The sequence below is a fragment of the Wocania arenilitoris genome (assembly GCF_021728535.1).
GTDB classification, from domain to species: Bacteria; Bacteroidota; Bacteroidia; order Flavobacteriales; family Flavobacteriaceae; genus Wocania_A; species Wocania_A arenilitoris.
This window is the reverse complement of the sequence record NZ_JAKKDU010000005.1, coordinates 93,608-112,486: the sequence shown is the minus strand read 5'-3', so window position 1 is coordinate 112,486 and position 18,879 is coordinate 93,608. Positions and strand designations below refer to the sequence as shown.

General features: G+C 31.1%; 16 protein-coding genes. 9 read left to right on the top strand and 7 right to left on the bottom strand.

The genetic code is table 11. The features are described 5' to 3' along the window. Positions 1-151: 151 nt before the first annotated feature. Positions 152-847: a LytR/AlgR family response regulator transcription factor gene (locus L3X37_RS05545; RefSeq protein ID WP_099562863.1), complete on the top strand. Its 696-nt coding sequence runs from the start codon at positions 152-154 to the stop codon at positions 845-847. A 3-nt stretch (positions 848-850) separates the two neighbouring features. On the opposite strand, the gene priA is transcribed toward L3X37_RS05545, so the two are convergent. From priA to nadC, 3 genes are read right to left on the bottom strand one after another with little or no spacing between them, the layout of a single operon-like run. Next, positions 851-3,322 carry a replication restart helicase PriA gene (gene priA, locus L3X37_RS05540; protein WP_237239177.1) on the bottom strand — a complete coding sequence of 824 codons (2,472 nt, stop codon included), beginning with the start codon at positions 3,320-3,322 and terminating at the stop codon, positions 851-853. A 3-nt stretch (positions 3,323-3,325) separates the two neighbouring features. After that, the gene (locus tag L3X37_RS05535) at positions 3,326-4,267 is read right to left on the bottom strand and encodes a YihY/virulence factor BrkB family protein (RefSeq protein WP_237239176.1); all 942 of its coding nucleotides are present in this window, start codon (positions 4,265-4,267) and stop codon (positions 3,326-3,328) included. Between the two features lie 58 nt (positions 4,268-4,325). Next, positions 4,326-5,186: a carboxylating nicotinate-nucleotide diphosphorylase gene (gene nadC / locus L3X37_RS05530; protein WP_237239175.1), complete on the bottom strand. Its 861-nt coding sequence runs from the start codon at positions 5,184-5,186 to the stop codon at positions 4,326-4,328. 125 nt (positions 5,187-5,311) lie between these two features. Here nadC and rlmH point away from each other — a divergent pair, with 125 nt between their 5' ends. Then, positions 5,312-5,785 (top strand): 23S rRNA (pseudouridine(1915)-N(3))-methyltransferase RlmH, encoded by a 474-nt coding sequence (gene rlmH / locus L3X37_RS05525; protein ID WP_237239174.1) that lies wholly within the window; start codon positions 5,312-5,314, stop codon positions 5,783-5,785. 2 nt (positions 5,786-5,787) lie between these two features. Here rlmH and L3X37_RS05520 read toward each other — a convergent pair whose 3' ends face one another. Next, positions 5,788-6,888 (bottom strand): hypothetical protein, encoded by a 1,101-nt coding sequence (locus L3X37_RS05520; protein WP_237239173.1) that lies wholly within the window; start codon positions 6,886-6,888, stop codon positions 5,788-5,790. A 114-nt stretch (positions 6,889-7,002) separates the two neighbouring features. Between L3X37_RS05520 and L3X37_RS05515 the strand changes: the two genes are divergently transcribed. Further along, entirely contained in the window at positions 7,003-8,268 is a 1,266-nt protein-coding gene (locus L3X37_RS05515) for a hypothetical protein (RefSeq protein ID WP_237239172.1), read from the top strand. 26 nt (positions 8,269-8,294) lie between these two features. Here the strand turns inward: L3X37_RS05515 and L3X37_RS05510 are convergent, their stop codons facing one another. The 3 genes from L3X37_RS05510 to L3X37_RS05500 form a co-directional block, all read right to left on the bottom strand. Further along, positions 8,295-8,594, bottom strand: coding sequence for an HPF/RaiA family ribosome-associated protein (locus L3X37_RS05510; RefSeq protein ID WP_237239171.1), 300 nt, complete (start codon positions 8,592-8,594; stop codon positions 8,295-8,297). A 91-nt stretch (positions 8,595-8,685) separates the two neighbouring features. After that, complete coding sequence (locus tag L3X37_RS05505; RefSeq protein ID WP_237239170.1) at positions 8,686-10,329, bottom strand: AMP-binding protein; 1,644 nt, start codon at positions 10,327-10,329, stop codon at positions 8,686-8,688. Between the two features lie 61 nt (positions 10,330-10,390). Then, positions 10,391-10,927, bottom strand: a complete 537-nt coding sequence (locus L3X37_RS05500) for an acyl-CoA thioesterase (RefSeq protein ID WP_237239169.1) — start codon at positions 10,925-10,927, stop codon at positions 10,391-10,393. A 96-nt stretch (positions 10,928-11,023) separates the two neighbouring features. Here L3X37_RS05500 and L3X37_RS05495 point away from each other — a divergent pair, with 96 nt between their 5' ends. From L3X37_RS05495 to L3X37_RS05470, 6 genes are all read left to right on the top strand, one after another. Further along, positions 11,024-11,596, top strand: coding sequence for a non-canonical purine NTP diphosphatase (locus L3X37_RS05495; protein WP_237239168.1), 573 nt, complete (start codon positions 11,024-11,026; stop codon positions 11,594-11,596). A 71-nt stretch (positions 11,597-11,667) separates the two neighbouring features. Further along, positions 11,668-13,881 (top strand): RelA/SpoT family protein, encoded by a 2,214-nt coding sequence (locus tag L3X37_RS05490; protein WP_237239167.1) that lies wholly within the window; start codon positions 11,668-11,670, stop codon positions 13,879-13,881. 73 nt (positions 13,882-13,954) lie between these two features. Next, positions 13,955-14,422 carry a Fur family transcriptional regulator gene (locus tag L3X37_RS05485; RefSeq protein ID WP_237239166.1) on the top strand — a complete coding sequence of 156 codons (468 nt, stop codon included), beginning with the start codon at positions 13,955-13,957 and terminating at the stop codon, positions 14,420-14,422. 21 nt (positions 14,423-14,443) lie between these two features. Continuing rightward, positions 14,444-15,736, top strand: a complete 1,293-nt coding sequence (locus L3X37_RS05480; protein ID WP_237239165.1) for an adenylosuccinate synthase — start codon at positions 14,444-14,446, stop codon at positions 15,734-15,736. Between the two features lie 107 nt (positions 15,737-15,843). Further along, the gene (locus L3X37_RS05475) at positions 15,844-17,631 is read left to right on the top strand and encodes an OstA-like protein (protein ID WP_237239164.1); all 1,788 of its coding nucleotides are present in this window, start codon (positions 15,844-15,846) and stop codon (positions 17,629-17,631) included. A 4-nt stretch (positions 17,632-17,635) separates the two neighbouring features. Continuing rightward, positions 17,636-18,823, top strand: coding sequence for an aspartate aminotransferase family protein (locus L3X37_RS05470; protein WP_237239163.1), 1,188 nt, complete (start codon positions 17,636-17,638; stop codon positions 18,821-18,823). Positions 18,824-18,879 lie beyond the last annotated feature (56 nt).

The following is an 18,879-nucleotide window of genomic DNA, read 5'->3' as shown; positions in this document are numbered from 1 at the left end:
CAACTATAATCTTCCTATTTTTTTCATCGAAGAACATCGCTTCAAAAATGTTAAAACTATGTTAAAATTGGTATTTTAACGATGATTTTTGGTTTTTAACCGAATTATTCGTACTATTGTCGATATCTTAACCGAAATAATATAAAATGTTATGACTTTAAACTGTGTAGTAGTAGACGATTCAGCAATACAACGTCTCTCTATTGTTAAGTTAGTCGAGAATCACCCATCTCTAAACTTAATAGCAGAGTACAGTAGTGCTTTAGAAACTAAAAATGGTTTAAATACGCATCAGGTAGATTTAATTTTTCTGGATATTGAAATGCCAGTGTTAAATGGATTTGAACTTTTAGACGTATTGAACAACAAACCCCAAATTATTTTTGTAACTGGTAAAACCGAGTATGCTTTTAAAGCATTTAACTACGATGCTACCGATTACTTACACAAACCAATTACCAGAGAACGCTTTAATACATCTGTAGATAAAGCTCTAGAGCAACATAAATTGACTTTAGATTTTAACGAAGAGGATGGTGAACACATTTTTGTAAAGAGTAACCTTAAAAAACGTAAAGTTTATATTAAGGATATTAAATGGATTGAAGCACTTGGTGATTACGTAAAACTAGTTACTGAAGAAACTAGCTTAGTAGTACTTTCTACTATGAAATCTTTTGAAAAAGAATTACCGGAAAATAAATTTTTAAGAATTCACAAATCTTATATTGTTAATCTTGATAAAATAGACAGATTTAACAGTAAAAATGTTGAAGTTGGTGCTTACGAAATTCCTTTAAGTAGAAATAAAAAAACACAACTTGTAGACGCTTTAAATAATATTTAAAATTTAAAAGTTATCGACATTTAAAATTACTTTAACCGACCGAAAATCTTTTATACTCAAGAAGCTATTGTTTATTTTAATAATGGCTTCTTTTGTTTTTACCAAACTTTGCTGTTTGGGAATTTTTATCAAAATATTTTTATAAAATTGATTCCTAATTCTACCAATAGGTGGCGATTCTGGTCCTAAAACATTACCCTTAAAAACTTGCCTTAACGATTTAGAAAACCAAATTGAAGCATCATCAACCCTCTTATAATCTTTATGTTTTAAAGTGATTTTTATTTGCTTAAAAACGGGTGGGTATTTATAATTAAACCTATCATCCATTTGCTCGTTAAACATATCTATATAATTATTTGTAGATACTTGCTGCAAAATATTATGATGCGGATTGTAGGTTTGAATTAACACTTTACCTCTTTCATCTGTTCGTCCTGCTCTACCCGACACTTGTAACATTAACTGAAAACTACGCTCGTGGGCTCTAAAATCTGGAAAGTTTAACATATTATCGGCGTTCATAATGCCAACCAATTTTACATTTCTAAAATCCAAACCTTTGGTTAGCATTTGTGTACCTACTAAAACATCAACCTCTTGTTGCTCTAAGGCGGTTATAATTTTTTCGTAACCATATTTACCGCGGGTGGTATCTAAATCCATTCGTGCCACTTTATAGTCGGGAAATAATAGTTTTACTTCTTCTTCTATTTGCTCTGTACCAAAACCTTTATTATCTAAATCTTGACTTCCGCACGCTTCACAATCTTGCATTATTGCTGAGTTGTAGCTACAATAATGACAACGCAATTGATTACGGTATTGATGATATGTTAAACTTACATCGCAATTTGGACATTGTGGCGAATGACCACAAGTTTTACACTCTATAATTGGCGAAAACCCTCTCCTATTTTGAAACAGTATAACTTGTTGTCCTGCTTTTAAGGTTTCGGTCATTTCTTCAATCAATCGATCGCTAAAATGCCCTTTCATACGCTTCTTTTTAAGCTTATCCTTTATATCGACTAATTCAATATCTGGCATTAACACATCATTAAAACGGTGCTTTAATTCAACAAAACCATACTTATTCTGTTTAGTATTAAAATAGCTCTCTAAACTTGGAGTAGCAGAGCCTAACAATACTTTAGCTTGATGTATATTTCCTAAAACAACAGCAGTGTCTCGTGCATGGTATCGTGGTGCGGGATCAAATTGTTTAAACGATTGTTCGTGTTCTTCATCAACCACTATTAAGCCTAAATCATTAAAAGGCAAAAATATTGACGAACGTGCTCCCAAAACTATTTTTGCTTTACTGCTTAACGGCGAGGCAGACGCCGAATTGTGTAAAACATTATTCCAAACCTCAACTCGCTCGTGAGCTGAATATTTAGAATGAAAAATAGATACTTGCTCTCCAAAATATTTTTGCAATCGTGCAACTAATTGTGTGGTTAAAGCTATTTCTGGTAACAAAAACAAAACTTGTTTTCCAGAAGCTATAACATCTTCAATAAGTTTTACATAGATTTCTGTTTTACCCGACGATGTTACACCATGTAGCAATGTAACTGAATGATTGTTAAAAGTTTTTTTTATGTCGCTTAAAGCGGATTTTTGATAATCGTTGAGCCTTTTAGTAGCTTCGTTATTACCGCCAGAATATTGAACTCTATCTATTTGAATATGATATTCTTCTAGAATGCCTTTATCGATTAAAGCTTTTATTATAGCATTTGAGGAACCACTTTTTTTTGCTAAATCTGAAACTTTAACAGGTTTTTTTGTTTTAGCTGAAATAGAAAATAATATCATTACAACATCATGTTGTTTTGGTGCACGACTTAAATCATCTAATAATTTTTGCAATGCTGTCTCAGAAGAAAAATTTGAATGCAATTTTACATAACGCACCAATTTAGGTTTATATTTTTCGTAAACTTCTTCTTCAACAGTAATGACTTCTTTTTCTATTAAGCGATTAATTACAGGAAGTATATTCTTTTTATCTAAAATATTAGAAATATCATGGATTTTTAAAGACGATTGATGATGCAACGCTTCATAAACCAAAAACTCATCATCCTTTAAAACAGATTCATCAATTTGTTTTTTTTGCTTTGTTATTACAGTTTCACTTTCTAAAATAAATGCACTTGGTAAAGCCGCTCGCATTACATCGCCTAACGTACACATATAATAATTAGCAATCCATTGCCACAATTGTAATTGCTTTTGATTCACAATTGGAGTATCATCCAAAATTTGATGAATTTCTTTTGCCTCATAAATAGTTGGCTCTTGGTTATGAATTTTAGAAACAATTCCCGTATATATTTTCGATTTTCCAAAAGGTACAGAAACACGCATTCCAACACTTAAAAAATTAGCCTCAGAAAGTGTTATGCTATACGTAAATAGCTTTGGAAGCGGAATTGGAATAATAACATCAATAAAGTATTGCATAAACTAACATCGTTTTCGTAGTTTATTCAAAGATGCATTTAATTCGTAACCCAACAATAAAATATTTGCATTAAGCCACAAATAGAATAGAAGAATTAATAACGCACCAATAGAACCATATAGTTTGTTGTATTGACTAAAATTTTCAATATAAACACCAAACAAATAGGATGTTAAAATAATAAGCAATGTAGTAAATAATGCTCCAATAGAAAAGAACTTAGAATACCTACCTTCTTTTGTTCCAAAATAATACAAGGTTGCTGTTGCTAAATAAACCATTATCACAAAAAAGGCATATTTTGAAAATAATATCCATGTTAATCCAGAATCGGACTGATCTATTAATTCTCCGCTTATGCTTTCGTAAAGTGGATTGATAATATAAATTTGAAAATACCCAAACACACCAACGGTAATTATAAGCAATAAAGCTAAAATAATGGCAACTCCAAGTGCATATAACCATTGTTTAAAAACATTACGTGTTAATTGTTCGTGATATGAATGTTCAAATCCAGAAAACACAGCATTTACACCATTTGTCATTAATATTATTGATAAAATAAATACAGAGGACAATAAACTACCTTGACTTGTTGTGCTTATGTTATTAAAAATATTATCGTTAAAAAAGTCTGAGGTTTGTGGCGGTAAAAAAGAGTCTAAAAATTCTAAAAATTCCTTTTGAAAATTTTCAAATGGTAAAACAGGAATTATAATTATAATAAATAATAAAAACGGAAAAATGGCTGTAAAAAAACTAAAAGCAATCGCACTTGCTCTGGTTGTTAAAGCACCTTCAACAATACCAACAATGTACATTTCCAGTAAATCGTAAACAGAAAGACCTTCAAACCCTGGCAATTTAATTTGCTTGAAAAAACGAACCAAAACATTTAGTATTGGAATTTTATCAAGTTTATCTTCAATGAGTTCACTCACCTTTCTGTTGTTTAATCGTTAGTTGTTAAGTCGTAAAAAACAACCTAAAACGAAGTCTTTATTTAATAGCTTTTAAACTTAAATCCATATTGTGTACAGAATGTGTTAAAGCACCACACGAAATGTAATTTACACCACACTCGGCATAATGCCTTATTGTAGTTTCATTTATATTACCTGACGATTCGGTTAAGCAGATACTACCAATCATTTTTACAGCTTTTCTAGTATCCTCATAATCAAAATTATCTAGCATTATTCTGTAAATACCATCATTTTGTAAAATTTCTTCAACTTCAAATAAATTTCTAGCCTCAACCATAATATCTAAATCTTTACCCGTTTCAAGAAGATATTCTTTAGTCATCTCAATGGCTTTTGTAATACCGCCTGCAAAATCTATATGATTATCTTTTAGCATAATCATATCATACAAAGCAAATCTATGGTTTTCGCCACCACCTAATTTAACAGCCCATTTTTCTAGCACTCTAATACCTGGCGTTGTTTTGCGTGTATCAAGAATTTTTGTTTTAGTACCTTCTAATAAATCTACAAAAGTTTTAGTTTTTGTTGCAATAGCACTCATGCGCTGCATTGAATTTAAAACCGTACGTTCTGCTTTTAAAATAGATTGAGAAGCCCCTTCAACATACATAACAACATCTCCAAAAGTAACTTCACTACCATCTTCAATACGAACATCTAGTTTTAAATCTTTATCTACATAAGCAAAAACTTTTTTTGCAAAATTAACGCCTCCAATAATTCCTTTGTCTTTTACTAAAAGTTTTGCTTTACCCCTTGCATTATCTGGAATACATGCTAACGAGCTATGGTCGCCATCACCTACATCTTCACGTATAGCGTTAGAAATTATATGCTTTAATTCGTAATCAAATTGTTCTTGTGTAATCATGTTTTAGAATAGTTTGTGCTAAAATAAGAAATTGATTTACCAAATTAAATTTTACATTTATGAAATTTTTAAATTTATCAAGTTTAATTACACAATTCGTTAATAGTAAGCACTAATTTTGTTTTATGACTATAAAACTTATTGCCATTGGCAAAACTGATAATAAAGAACTACAAGCGTTAATTAACAATTACACCAAGCGTTTGGGTTTTTATATTAAGTTTGAACTTGAAATTATTCTAGATATTAAAAACTCTAAAAACCTTAGCGAAGCTCAACAAAAACAGAAAGAAGGTAAACTTATTTTGGGAAAATTAAAACCTATTGATGTTTTAATTTTATTAGATGAAAATGGTAAGCAATATGATTCTGTTGGGTTTTCAAATTACCTACAAAGGTATATGAATTCAGGGATTAAACAATTGGTTTTTGTTATTGGTGGTCCTTATGGTTTTTCTGAAGAGGTGCATAAAAAAGCCAATGGAAAAGTATCATTATCTAAAATGACATTTTCCCATCAAATGATTCGCTTATTTGTTATTGAGCAACTTTATAGAGGTTTTACAATTTTGAGGAATGAGCCTTATCATCATCGTTAATGTTAATAATCAATATTAATTCCATCTTTGTTTTTAAATCTTCCTGTAATTAACCAGCCTCCAAAATCTTCTGAAACGGCCATTAATAATTCATTTTTTCCTTTTTTAAGATTAAGATAAATAGCATCAAATAAACCAACAGTTCCTAAATAGCGATAATCTCTAGAACGCCATTTATTTGTGCCTCTGTAAATGGGTTTACCATTTAAAATTGCAACTGCCCTATCACTATAACCAAATTCGAAAAGTTTTAATTGATCTTTATCAGAATTAATAACCACTTTTGCAAAAACTGTATTTCCAGGTTCTCCGTTATATAATACTTGAATTCTTGAAATATTTGCAGCTGTACCTTCTTCAATTTTTAAAACCCCCTGCCATGTTCTATTTTTTAGTACTTCATTCAGGTTTTCAGGATTATTTAATTGGTTTTCCTCAAACATATCCGAGATTTTCCATTGTGGAATAAGCCCTTCAATTGGTTTTCTTTCAATAGGTTTAAAATCAATTAATGTTGTTGCTTCTTTATTAACTTTTACATCTGCCAAGTGTATACCTGTACGCCTTCCACCTCTTATAGCAATACCACCTTTAACTGGCAAATGTGTAAGATGCCAAGATAAGTTTGGTTTATCTGAATAGTCTAAAAATACTTGAGCTTTATCATTGTTTACAACCACTTTAACATGTGTCCAATCGTTGTATTTATAAGTATATGGAAAAGAATACTTTGGCCCAAAATTCAGTTGAAAAGGTGTAATTCCATTAACTTTTGGTGCTGCTTGATTCGCATCAGCTTTACCGGAGAGGTGAGGTCTTAAAAAAAATTGCTCAGCATTTTCGCCAACTACTCTAAATTCAACTCCAGGAAACGCTTGTTCTTCTTTTAAAAAAACATCAAACTCTATAGTACCATTAATAAATTCAACATCTTTAAGTATTATAGAACCGCCCTGAACATATACTGAATTTTTTCCTTTATATTTTTCGGCAACAAAAGATTTTGTTGTAATTCTCCAATTTAGAGTGTCTAAAGGAATAATATTTTGAGAGAAACTAGTATTGGTAACACCTATTAGAAAAATTATTATGATTTTTTTCATGATTAAAAGTTTTTATAAAAATGAAAAAACATCTCGTAATTTGATGAAACAAGTTCGTTCAAAAACATTCAATATTGTACAACAATAAAAAAAAGGCGATTTTTGTATTACTCTATGAAAAAAGGAAACGAAAAAGAATTAATTGCTAAATGCATCCTACTAATTGAAGAAAAATTAAGCTGGGGGGATTCTTCAAATTGGCATAGTGAGGTTTTTATTGAATTAAGTGAAACAATTCAAGAGCACACTAAAGTTTTGCTTAGTCCTACAACTTTAAAACGGGTTTGGGGAAAAGTAAATTATTCTAGTTCGCCCAGTATAAGCACATTAAATACTTTAGCACAATTTATTGGATATTCTAATTGGAGAGATTTTAAAAGTCAACAAAAAAGTAATAAATCAATAAAAAAACCTTTCGTAAAAATGACTACTGTTTTTTCGTTAGCTGCTTTTTTAGCTTTATTATTTATATCCCTTTTTTCGGTTATTGGTTCTAAAAAAAATGAATTAACAACTGAAGATATTTCTAGAATTAAATTTTCTAGTAAACCAGTTACTAATAAAATACCCAACTCGGTAGTTTTTGATTTTGATTTACATAATATAAAATCCGATAGCATTTATATTCAACAATATTGGGATGCTACTAAAACTATTAAAATAAATAGCACTCAAAAACAAGCCACAGGTATTTACTATTATCCTGGTTATTTTAGAGCAAAACTGCTTGTAGATGGAAGCATTATAAAAGAGCATGATTTATTTATTAAATCGAATGGTTGGAGTGCTTCGGTTGATTATGCACCAGTACCAAAATATTTAGAACCTTATCAATTTATTAAAGATAGACTTAAAATTGATGATGATATTATAGAAGAAATAAAATCTTCAAAATCACCTTTGGTGTCAACCTATCATTTTATTAATGATTTGGGCAATATTTCTGGTGATGATTTCACATTAGAAACCACCCTTAAAAAAACACTTAACGAAAAATGGGCCATATGCCAAACCGCTAGTATCTATTTAATTGGTGAAAAAGGAGCCCTAATCATACCTTTTACAATTCCTGGTTGTATATCAGATATTAATGTGCTACTAAATGATGTTTATCTTAACGGTAAAGAACAAGATTTATCTTCATTTGGTCTTGATCTTTCAACTTTGAAAAACATCAAAATTAATGTGATAAAAAAACACATCAAAGTTATAGTAGATGATCAGCAAATTTTTTCATCAAAGTATAACGAAGAAGTTGGCGATTTAGTTGGAATTCGTTACAAGTTTTTAGGTGCTGGTGAAGTAAAACACATAAATTTACTTAATGCCAAGGGAGAAACTATTTTAAAAGATAATTTTAAGTCTCGCCCTTTCCAATAACAACTCTGATAAAATATTTTTTAAACCTAATGCGTTTTATAAACCTCTTTTCGTTTTTTTAGTTGACGTTCTAGATCGCTTATAGTTTCTCTAACTGACACTTCAAAATTACGTTCGTTAGAAGTTGCAAATATTCTTGGTCCTGGTAAGCTTAATTCTATATTACAAATTTTACCAGAATCGAATTGTTTTTCGTCTTGTTTAAAGTGTACTTTAGCACTAATTAAAAAGTCGTACCTATTAAAAAGTTTTTGTAATTTTTCTTTGGTGAAATTTGAGAGTGTTTCACTATTATCTACATCTACATACTGAATATTAACTGTCATAATTATAGGTTTTATTGTATAATCAAAGTTAATAAAGATTTCCATTTTTAAAAGTGACATTTATCATAATAAAATCATAAATATTAGAGTATTATTCAAAAATTACTTTATCATCCATTGCAAACCATTCTTTATAAAATGGTTGATGAATTTTTTCAATACTACTGCGCTTTACTTTTAATGACGGAGTAACTAAATTGTTATCAACTGTCCAATCTTCCTTCATAACAACAACTTTTTCTACTTTTTCGTGCTTTTCTAAACTTAGATTTACTGCATTAACAGTTGCAACTAATTTGTTAGATAGAACATCCTTAGATTTTGCTCTTCCAAGCTCTGATAAAGTAATTAAAGCAATAGGTTGTGGTATACCTGTACCAACCACACAAATTTGCTCTATATCTGTATTTTTAGTTAGTAACATTTCAATATGTGAAGGTGAAATATACTTACCTTTATCGGTTTTAAATTCATCTTTTGCTCGTCCTGTAATAGTTAAGTATCCATCATGATCGTACTCACCTTTATCGCCTGTTTTAAAATATCCGGCTTCATCAAAAACACTTGCTGTAATTTCAGGAGCTTTGTAATAGCCTTTCATTAAACAATTGTTTTTTATTAAAATTTCGCCCTCTGGAGAAAACTTAATTTGTACGGTTTCTAGAGCTTTTCCAACACTACCAATTTTATTAACTTTTGGTCTTGTGGCATGCGAAATAATGCAATCTTCAGTCATCCCATAAACTTGAAAAATCTCAACATCAATTTTTTTAAACCAATGTATTAAACTTGCTGATAGAGGAGCTGCACCAGAAACAATAAATGATGCGTCTTTTAACCCTAGTTTTTGTTTCAACTTATGTTTTATTAAACGGTTTATAATAGGTGTTTTTAATAAAATATTTAACTTTTTCTGCGGAAGATTTTCTAATATTTTTTCTTGAAACTTAACCCATATTCGTGGAACAGCTAAAAATAAATGTGGCTGGCATTTCTCTAAATCTGAAGCAAACGTTTCTAAAGATTCTGGAAATGAAAATTCTGCTCCAATTACAATACCATGTGTACCAATACCAACGCGTTCTGCAACATGCGCTAGTGGCAAATAAGAAAACAAACGTGGTTTTGGAGACATCTTAATAATAGATTTAATAACACGTATACTTTCCATAATATTACCTACACTATGCATAACACCTTTTGGCAAACCAGTTGTACCCGATGTATAAATAATAGTATGTAATTGGTCTGGATTAATTTCTGGTAATATTTTTAATGATTTTTCAGTTTTAACAATATCTTCCCATAAATCGCCCTCGCTTTCACCAAAAAGACCGACACTAATTTTATGAATATCTGGAATACCCGATTTTTGCGATTTAAAATCATCTAACTTTCCAATAATTATAGCTTTAGATTCACTATGTTCTAAAATTTGATTAATAGATGATTTATTTAAAGTAGGATATATTGGAATAGATACACAATCAGCCATCATAATTGCTAAATCTGAAAGTAACCAATGTGCACAATTTTTTGAAAGTATAGCAACATGACTGCGCTTAGGTAAATTATATGACTTTAATTTTGATGCGATTTTACAAACCTCATCTTTAGCCTCTTTAAATGTAAAAGTGATTAATTTTCCGTTAACCGGTTGCTTTATAAAAATCCTATTTGGTGTTTCGCTTTCCCAATGTAAAAAAGCTTCAAGTGGTGAGTTGAACCTCATCATAGATTGTTTTTTTCTTTTTTTAAAGATAATCAATTATATAAAATAGCCGTTTATTAAAAATTTACACTTTCCATTTTTTAATTAATTGCGTATTCATCTGAGACGCTTCTAACTCATGCAAAGTAATCAAGTCATATTTTTTATTTGGTACTTTTTCAACATTTAACACTTTCATAATTTCTAAAGTAGGTACAGTATCCCTGCCTTTTTTAATGGTGTTTTTAACCAAACATGCAGCAACTTCTTTGTTATTTCTTACTATTTTTTGTTCAACATAAATCCATTTTTCATCTACATAAGATATTCTTGTAAATAATTTTGCTTTCTGCAATACTTTAAGTGGTCTATAATATTGTACACTAATGGCTTGTGTTGGAAAGTACCATTTATTTTTGTTTGCTACTTTAAAAAAGTTGGTTCGTACCATAAAATCTAACCTTCCAATTTCAAATATGGTCATTATAGCTGCATGATTCATTATAGAAACATCTATATCTGTTATCCATACATTAAATGATAATTTTACAACATCGGTAGCTTTTACTTTACTTTTAAATTTTGCTTTAATTAAAGCCAATAATAATCTAATCCATCGCATCGCTAATTAACTTATTTCTATTAAATAGCCTAAGTTAGCCTTATTCTTTTAAATATTTAATATTCTTATACCTTTGGATAAAAATTTAATCTATATATGCAACTCGTTTTCGCAACTAATAACCTCAACAAATTAAAAGAAGTTCAAGCATTAATACCAGCACACATTAAACTTTTAAGCTTAAAAGACGCTGGTTGTTTTGAAGATGTTCCAGAAACCCAAAATACAATTGAAGGTAACGCCATTCAAAAAGCAGAATATATAAAAAACAAGTACGGATATGATTGTTTTGCAGACGATACTGGTTTAGAGGTAAGCGCTTTAAATGGTGAGCCTGGAGTGTATTCGGCACGTTATGCAGGCGAGCAACGTAATGCAGACGATAACACAAATAAACTACTGGAGGCATTAAAAAACAAGGATAGCCGTAAGGCACAATTTAAAACAGTAATTGCTTTACAAATAAACAACAAACAGCATACATTTACTGGCATTTGCAAAGGAGAAATAACAACTACAAAACATGGTAAAAAAGGTTTTGGCTACGACCCTGTTTTTAAACCCAATGGTTACAATCAAACTTTTGCCGAAATGGATTTAAGCTTAAAAAATAGTATTGGACATCGTGGAAAAGCCATTAAACTCCTCATAAACTTTTTAAATTCCTAAAACGCAAAAAATTAAACACAAAAAGTATCATTCTTGTTGTCTGTTAGCTTTCTTTATATTACTTTTAATCTATGACTGAAGAAGCCATAGAAAAAGAAAATACTGCCATTACCAAAGCCTACAAAGAACTATTAAAGGTAAGCTACAGAACACTTTCTACCAAAGATAAAAAACTAATACGTAGCGCTTTTGATGTTGCTATTGATGCCCATAAAGATCAACGTAGAAAATCAGGTGAAGCCTATATTTTTCATCCGCTAGCTGTAGCAAAAATTGTAGCACAAGAAATTGGTTTAGATGCTACATCTATAGCAGCAGCTTTACTTCATGATGTAGTAGAAGATAGCGAAGATTATTCCATATCAGATATCGAAGGCATGTTTGGAGAAACTGTTGCAAAAATTGTAAACGGTCTCACAAAAATATCCTCGCTTAAAAAAGATATGGATATATCGTTACAGGCAGAGAACTTTCGTAAAATGCTGCTCACCCTAAATGATGATGTACGTGTTATCATTATAAAAATTGCTGATAGACTCCATAATATGCAAACTATGGATTCTATGCGTGCAGATAAGCAAGTTAAAATTGCATCTGAAACCTTATACATTTATGCACCTTTAGCACATAGAATTGGTTTATATAATATTAAAACTGAACTTGAAGATTTAGGTTTAAAATATACCGAACCAGAAGTTTATAACGATATTTTAAACAAAATAAAAGAAAGTAAAGAAGAACAAGACAAATATATTGAAACCTTTAGCGCAGTTTTAAAAAAATCTTTAGATAAAGAGTTAATGGATTACACCATAAAGGGTCGTCCAAAATCTATTTTTTCTATCCGAAGAAAAATGCAAGTTCAAGGCGTTTCGTTTGATGAAGTTTACGATAAATTTGCTGTTAGAATTATTTACAAAAGTGATGAAACGAACGAAAAATTTCTAGCTTGGAAAATTTACTCTATTGTTACCGACCATTTTAGACCTAACCCAGTTCGTCTTCGCGATTGGATTTCATCACCAAAAGGCACAGGTTACGAGGCATTACACATTACAGTAATGGGACCTAAAGGACGTTGGGTAGAAGTACAGATACGTAGCGAACGTATGAATGAAATTGCAGAAAAAGGCTATGCAGCCCATTACAAATACAAACAAAATGATGAAAAAGAAGACAACCTAGAAACCTGGATAAATAGATTGCAAGAAGCCCTTGAAAATCCTGATACTAATGCTGTCGATTTTGTTGAGCAATTCAAACTAAACTTATATTCTAAAGAAATATTTGTATTTACACCAACTGGAGAATTAAAATCATTACCTAAAGGTGCAACTTCTCTAGATTTTGCTTTTAGCATACATACTGAGGTTGGTATGAAAACCCGAGGCGCTAAAGTTAATGGAAAATTGGTGCCTTTAAGCCATGAATTACAAAGCGGTGATCAAGTAGATATTTTAACCTCAGAGTCTGCAAAACCTAATGCTAACTGGTTAGATTATGCTACAACAGCCCGAGCTAGAAGTAAAATTAAATCTGCATTAAAAGAAGATAGAAAAATTGTTGGTGAAGAAGGTAAAGAAATTCTTAGGCGTAAGTTAAAGCAATTAAAAATTACTCTTAACGAGGCTTCTGTTAACGAATTAGTTAGCTATTTTAAGTTAAAAACAAGTCTCGATTTATTCTATCGTGTAGGTATTGGCACTATAGACAATACCATGCTAAAAGAATATGTTTCTTCTAGAAGCAATGCTTTAATGAGTTTTATTAAAAATAAAATATCGCGAAAGCAAACCATAAAAAAAGAAGATTTAGAAAAAGACGAGGTAACAGCTAAATACGATTCGCTTGTTTTTGGCAAAGAAGAAGAAAAACTAGATTACAAATTATCAAATTGCTGTAATCCCATTCCTGGTGATATTGTATTTGGGTTTTTAACGGTTAATGAAGGTATTAAAGTCCATAAAAAAAACTGCCCTAATGCGGTAAGCTTACAATCTAATTATGCATACAGAATTATGCCTGCAAAATGGATTGATTCTTCGCAACAAGAATTTATGGCAAAAATTAGACTAACTGGAATTGATCACATAGGATTGGTAAACGAAATTACCAATATCGTATCTGAAAACATGCATGTAAACATGAAAAGTATTAGTTTTGAAAGTAACGACGGCCTATTTTCAGGAAAAATTAGTTTGGTTGTAAAAAATAACACCATCATAAAAAAGCTATTAGAAAAGTTAAAAAAAATTAATGGAATCGATAAGGTAACAAGAGTTTAATAACTTGTTTATAAAAATCCAATTATAAATTTCTAAACAGTCTATAAAAAAAATGTAAATTTGCAATGAAATCATGAGCACAGAAGCAGACACAAAAAACCAAGACATAGTTAAAAGCGTATTTACTAGCTTTTTAGGGAATAACGGGCATAGAAAAACTCCCGAACGCTACGCTATACTTCAAGAAATTTACAATAATAATAATCACTTCGATATAGAGTCTTTATACCTTATAATGAAGAACAAAAAATACCGTGTCTCTCGTGCAACGCTTTACAATACTATTGAATTACTTTTAGAATGTGGCTTAGTTAGAAAACACCAGTTTGGGCAAAGTCAAGCACATTACGAAAAATCGTATTTTGATAGACAACACGACCATGTTATTTTAACCGATACTGGAGAAGTTATAGAATTCTGCGACCCACGAATTCAATCCATCAAAAAAACCATCGAAGAAGTTTTCGATATCGAAATTAATAATCATTCACTTTATTTTTACGGAAATAGAAAAACTCCCGATTCTAAAGAGAAAAATTAACCAAACAAATAAGAAATCACAATGGCAGTAGATTTACTACTAGGATTACAATGGGGAGACGAAGGCAAAGGAAAAATTGTTGACGTACTTACATCCAACTACAACATTATCGCACGTTTTCAAGGAGGACCAAATGCAGGACACACTCTGGTTTTTAACGGAAGAAAACATGTACTACACACCATACCCTCTGGAATTTTTCATGATGATGCCACAAATTTAGTAGGCAACGGTGTAGTTATAGACCCTGTTATTTTTAAAAAGGAATTAGATAAATTAGAAGAACAAGACGTAGATTACAGAAAGTCATTACTTATTTCCCGTAAAGCCCATATTATATTACCAACCCACCGCTTACTTGATGCTGCCAGTGAAGCCTCGAAAGGAAAAGCAAAAATTGGCTCTACACTTAAAGGGATAGGTCCAACTTATATGGATAAAACTGGAAGAAATGGTATCCGCGTTGGCGATTTAGAATTAAGCGATTGGAAAACACGTTATAGAGCTTTAGCCGATAAACATGAGTCAATGATTTCATTCTATAATGTAGATATTCAATACAATTTAAATGAATTAGAAAAAGAATTTTTTGAAGCTGTAAAGGTTTTAAAGTCATTAAAATTTATTGATTCTGAAGAGTATATTTATCAAGCTCAAAAATCTGGACAAACTATTTTAGCCGAGGGTGCTCAGGGGTCGTTACTTGATATTGATTTTGGAACATATCCGTTTGTTACCTCAAGTAACACCACAGCGGCAGGCGCTTGCACTGGTTTAGGTGTATCACCAAATCAAATCGGTGAGGTTTTTGGCATTTTTAAAGCCTATACAACCCGAGTAGGTTCTGGCCCTTTTCCAACCGAATTGTTTGATGAAGATGGTGCTACCATGGCAAAAATTGGTAACGAATTTGGCGCAACAACTGGCAGACCAAGACGCTGTGGCTGGTTAGATTTAATTGCTTTAAAATACGCTTGTCAAGTAAATGGTGTAACCCAACTTATGATGATGAAAGGCGATGTGCTTTCAGGCTTTAAAACCTTAAAGGTATGCACCGCTTACAAATACAGAGGAGAAGTTATTCATCACCTTCCATATAATATAGAACCAGAAAATGTAGAACCTATTTATACAGAATTAGATGGTTGGAGCGAAGACTTAACTCAAATGTCTGAAGTATCACAGTTACCAAATGCTTTAAATGCTTATATAGAATTTTTAGAGGCAGCACTAGAAATCCCAATTACTATAGTTTCTGTTGGGCCAGATAGAAAACAAACTATTTTTAGGCAGGAATTGGTTTCTTACAAATAATTTAACAAACATTTATTAAACGCCTCAAAATATTTTGAGGCGTTTTTTGTTTCTATATATTGTCACCTCATTATTATCGTTATTTTTGCGACAAACAAATTTTTACTTTGAGACTATCTAATCTTTTTTATATCCTACTTTTTATTGTTTTAGGGCAATCGCATTTTTGTCAAGCTCAAAAGAAAATCAAGATTGAATATGCTGGCTCTTTAACAATTAATGAAGAAAAACACCCAGGTGCTAAAGTTTTAACACGAAACGACCAACAACAGGTCCATATTATACACGAAAATATTAATATGTGGTGCGACCAAGCTATTCATTATAAAAATGAAGATTTTGTTGAAGCCTACGGAAATGTAATTATAAAACAAGGCGACACCATAACCATGACGTCTAAATACGTCGAGTACAGTGGTAAAACACAATTGGCTTTTGCTAGTGGCGATGTGATTTTAGAAAATCCAGATTCAAAAATTTCATCAGATACTCTATATTTTGACCGATTAAAACAACGCGCTTTTTATAGAAATGGTGGAATTGTAGAAATTGACTCGTCAAGTACTATTACCAGTGAAATTGGGCATTACTTGATGGATATTAAAAAATATAGGTTTACTGAAGATGTAGTTTTAACTAATGATAGTACCGTTGTAAATTCTAATTATTTTGATTTTTATGACGAAACAAAGCACGCTTATTTATTTGGACCATCGACCATAACTACACCCGAAAGCAAAACGTATTGTGAAAAAGGTTTTTACGATACCGAAAATAAAATAGGTTACGCCGTTAAAAAAGCAAAAATAGATTACAATAACAGAATTATTGAAGGCGATAGTTTGTTTTTTGATAATAATACCAGTTTCGCATCGGCTACTAACAATATTAAGGTAACAGACACTATTAACAAAAGTGTGGTAAAAGGACATTATGCTGAGTTATTTAAAGAAAAAGATTCAGTATTTATTACAAAACGTGCGCTTTTTATAAGTAAACAACAAAACGACTCCATTTACATTCATGCCGACACTCTTATGGTTACTGGTAAATCTGAAAAAAGAATAACAAAAGCTTTTAGAAATGCACGCCTTTATAAAACCGATATGAGTGCTAAAGCAGATTCAATTCACTCAAATCAAGAAACGGGTTTAACAAAATTGATAAACATTTCAAAATTTGATAGTAACGATGCCTTTTCTGTAAAGCGGAAACCTATTCTTTGGAATATTAAAAACCAAATGACAGGTGATACCATTCATTTAAAATCGAATCCGAAAACCGAAAAATTAGATTCACTTATTGTATTCGAGAACGCCTTTATTATAAGTAAGGACACCCTAGGAACAGGCTATAATCAAATAAATGGTAAAAAACTAGTTGGCTTATTTGATGAAGAAAATGAGTTATACCAAGTAGATATTTTGAAAAATGCTCAGTCTATTTACTATTTTAGAAATGATAAAAATGAGTTGGTATCTATTGATAAATCAAAATCTGGAAGTATTAAAATTTTAATTGAAAATAGAGAAATTGAAGAAGTTATAAAACTAAATCAAGTTGATGGTGATGGCTATCCTGAATCTAAGTTTCCTAAAAACGAAACCCTACTTAAAGGTTTTGATTGGCGAGAAGACGAACGACCTAATAGTATTGAAGATTTATTTAAAGATGATCCGCCATTAGTTTTACCAGTTATAAAAGGGCTTGAAGATTATATACCTCAAGAAGATTTTTTTGATGAAGATTTAATGGCACGTATTAAAAAAGCAGATAGTGAAGCTAAACCGACCGAAGAAGGAAAACCCAAAGCTTCAAGAAGTTTACCAAAAAACCTAAAGAAAAAAGGCGAAAAGAAAATAATTTATCCTAAAAGTGTTATAAATCAACAATAAAAAAATGTTGGATGATTTCTTTAAATATCAAGCCCAAACTTCACCTCACCCATTAGCCATGGAAATTTCTCATGCTAAAGGCTCTTATATTTACGATACTAATAATAAAGAATATCTCGATTTTGTAGCAGGTGTTTCGGCATGTACCCTTGGGCATAACCATCCTAAAGTAGTTACCGCTATAAAATCACAATTAGATAAATATATGCATGTTATGGTTTATGGCGAATACATACAAAAACCAGCTATTGAACTTGCAAAACTGTTAGCAAAAAACCTTCCGAAATCATTAGAAAAAACCTATTTAACAAACTCAGGAACCGAAGCCATTGAGGGCGCATTAAAATTAGCAAAACGCGCAACCGGCAGAAGCGAAATTATAGCTGCAAATAAAGCCTATCATGGTAATACTATGGGTGCAATGAGTGTTATGGGTTTTGAAGAACGCAAACAAGCATTCCGTCCTTTATTACCTAATATTAAATTCATAAATTTTAATAAAGAATTAGACTTAAAACACATTACTTCTAAAACCGCTTGTGTCATTCTAGAAACCATTCAAGGTGGCGCAGGGTTTATCGTTCCTTCTAATAATTACTTGCAAAAAGTACAAAAGCGTTGTAACGAAGTTGGTGCTTTATTAATTTTTGATGAAATACAACCCGGAATTGGTAGAACAGGTAAGCTTTTCGGTTTTCAACATTATAATTGCACACCAGATATTTTAGTTACAGGAAAAGGTTTAGGTGGCGGTATGCCTATTGGTGCATTTACTGCTTCGGCAGAATTAATGGATTTACTAAGCGATAACCCTAAATTAGGACACATTACTACTTTTGGTGGGCATCCTGTTATTGCAGCTTCAGCTCTAGCAACTTTACAAGAAGTTACAGCAGGTAATTTAATAGAGCAAGCTTTAGAAAAAGAACAACTTTTTAAAAAACTTTTAGTCCACCCACTAATTAAAGATATTCGAGGAAAAGGATTAATGCTTGCCATTATTACACCATCAAAAACCATTACAAATACATTAATTCTTAAATGCAAAGATGCTGGCTTAATACTTTTTTGGTTGCTTTTTGAGCCCAAAGCGGTTAGAATTACACCTCCACTTACTATATCAAATAAGGAAATCACTAAAGGATGCAACATTATTATTAAAATTTTAGATGATATTCTTCAAGAAAAATAGCATTCAACCAATTGAAAATCAAATCAAAGGAAAACAAAATCTACACTTATCGCACA

Excerpts from the sequence above, each read along its gene's own strand:
- L3X37_RS05545 (WP_099562863.1), top strand. The coding sequence starts at position 152 with ATGACTTTAAACTGTGTAGTAGTAGACGATTCAGCAATACAACGTCTC.
- priA (WP_237239177.1), bottom strand. The coding sequence starts at position 3,322 with ATGCAATACTTTATTGATGTTATTATTCCAATTCCGCTTCCAAAGCTA.
- nadC (WP_237239175.1), bottom strand. The coding sequence starts at position 5,186 with ATGATTACACAAGAACAATTTGATTACGAATTAAAGCATATAATTTCT.
- rlmH (WP_237239174.1), top strand. The coding sequence starts at position 5,312 with ATGACTATAAAACTTATTGCCATTGGCAAAACTGATAATAAAGAACTA.
- L3X37_RS05520 (WP_237239173.1), bottom strand. The coding sequence starts at position 6,888 with ATGAAAAAAATCATAATAATTTTTCTAATAGGTGTTACCAATACTAGT.
- L3X37_RS05515 (WP_237239172.1), top strand. The coding sequence starts at position 7,003 with ATGAAAAAAGGAAACGAAAAAGAATTAATTGCTAAATGCATCCTACTA.
- L3X37_RS05510 (WP_237239171.1), bottom strand. The coding sequence starts at position 8,594 with ATGACAGTTAATATTCAGTATGTAGATGTAGATAATAGTGAAACACTC.
- L3X37_RS05505 (WP_237239170.1), bottom strand. The coding sequence starts at position 10,329 with ATGATGAGGTTCAACTCACCACTTGAAGCTTTTTTACATTGGGAAAGC.
- L3X37_RS05500 (WP_237239169.1), bottom strand. The coding sequence starts at position 10,927 with ATGCGATGGATTAGATTATTATTGGCTTTAATTAAAGCAAAATTTAAA.
- L3X37_RS05495 (WP_237239168.1), top strand. The coding sequence starts at position 11,024 with ATGCAACTCGTTTTCGCAACTAATAACCTCAACAAATTAAAAGAAGTT.
- L3X37_RS05490 (WP_237239167.1), top strand. The coding sequence starts at position 11,668 with ATGACTGAAGAAGCCATAGAAAAAGAAAATACTGCCATTACCAAAGCC.
- L3X37_RS05485 (WP_237239166.1), top strand. The coding sequence starts at position 13,955 with ATGAGCACAGAAGCAGACACAAAAAACCAAGACATAGTTAAAAGCGTA.
- L3X37_RS05480 (WP_237239165.1), top strand. The coding sequence starts at position 14,444 with ATGGCAGTAGATTTACTACTAGGATTACAATGGGGAGACGAAGGCAAA.
- L3X37_RS05470 (WP_237239163.1), top strand. The coding sequence starts at position 17,636 with ATGTTGGATGATTTCTTTAAATATCAAGCCCAAACTTCACCTCACCCA.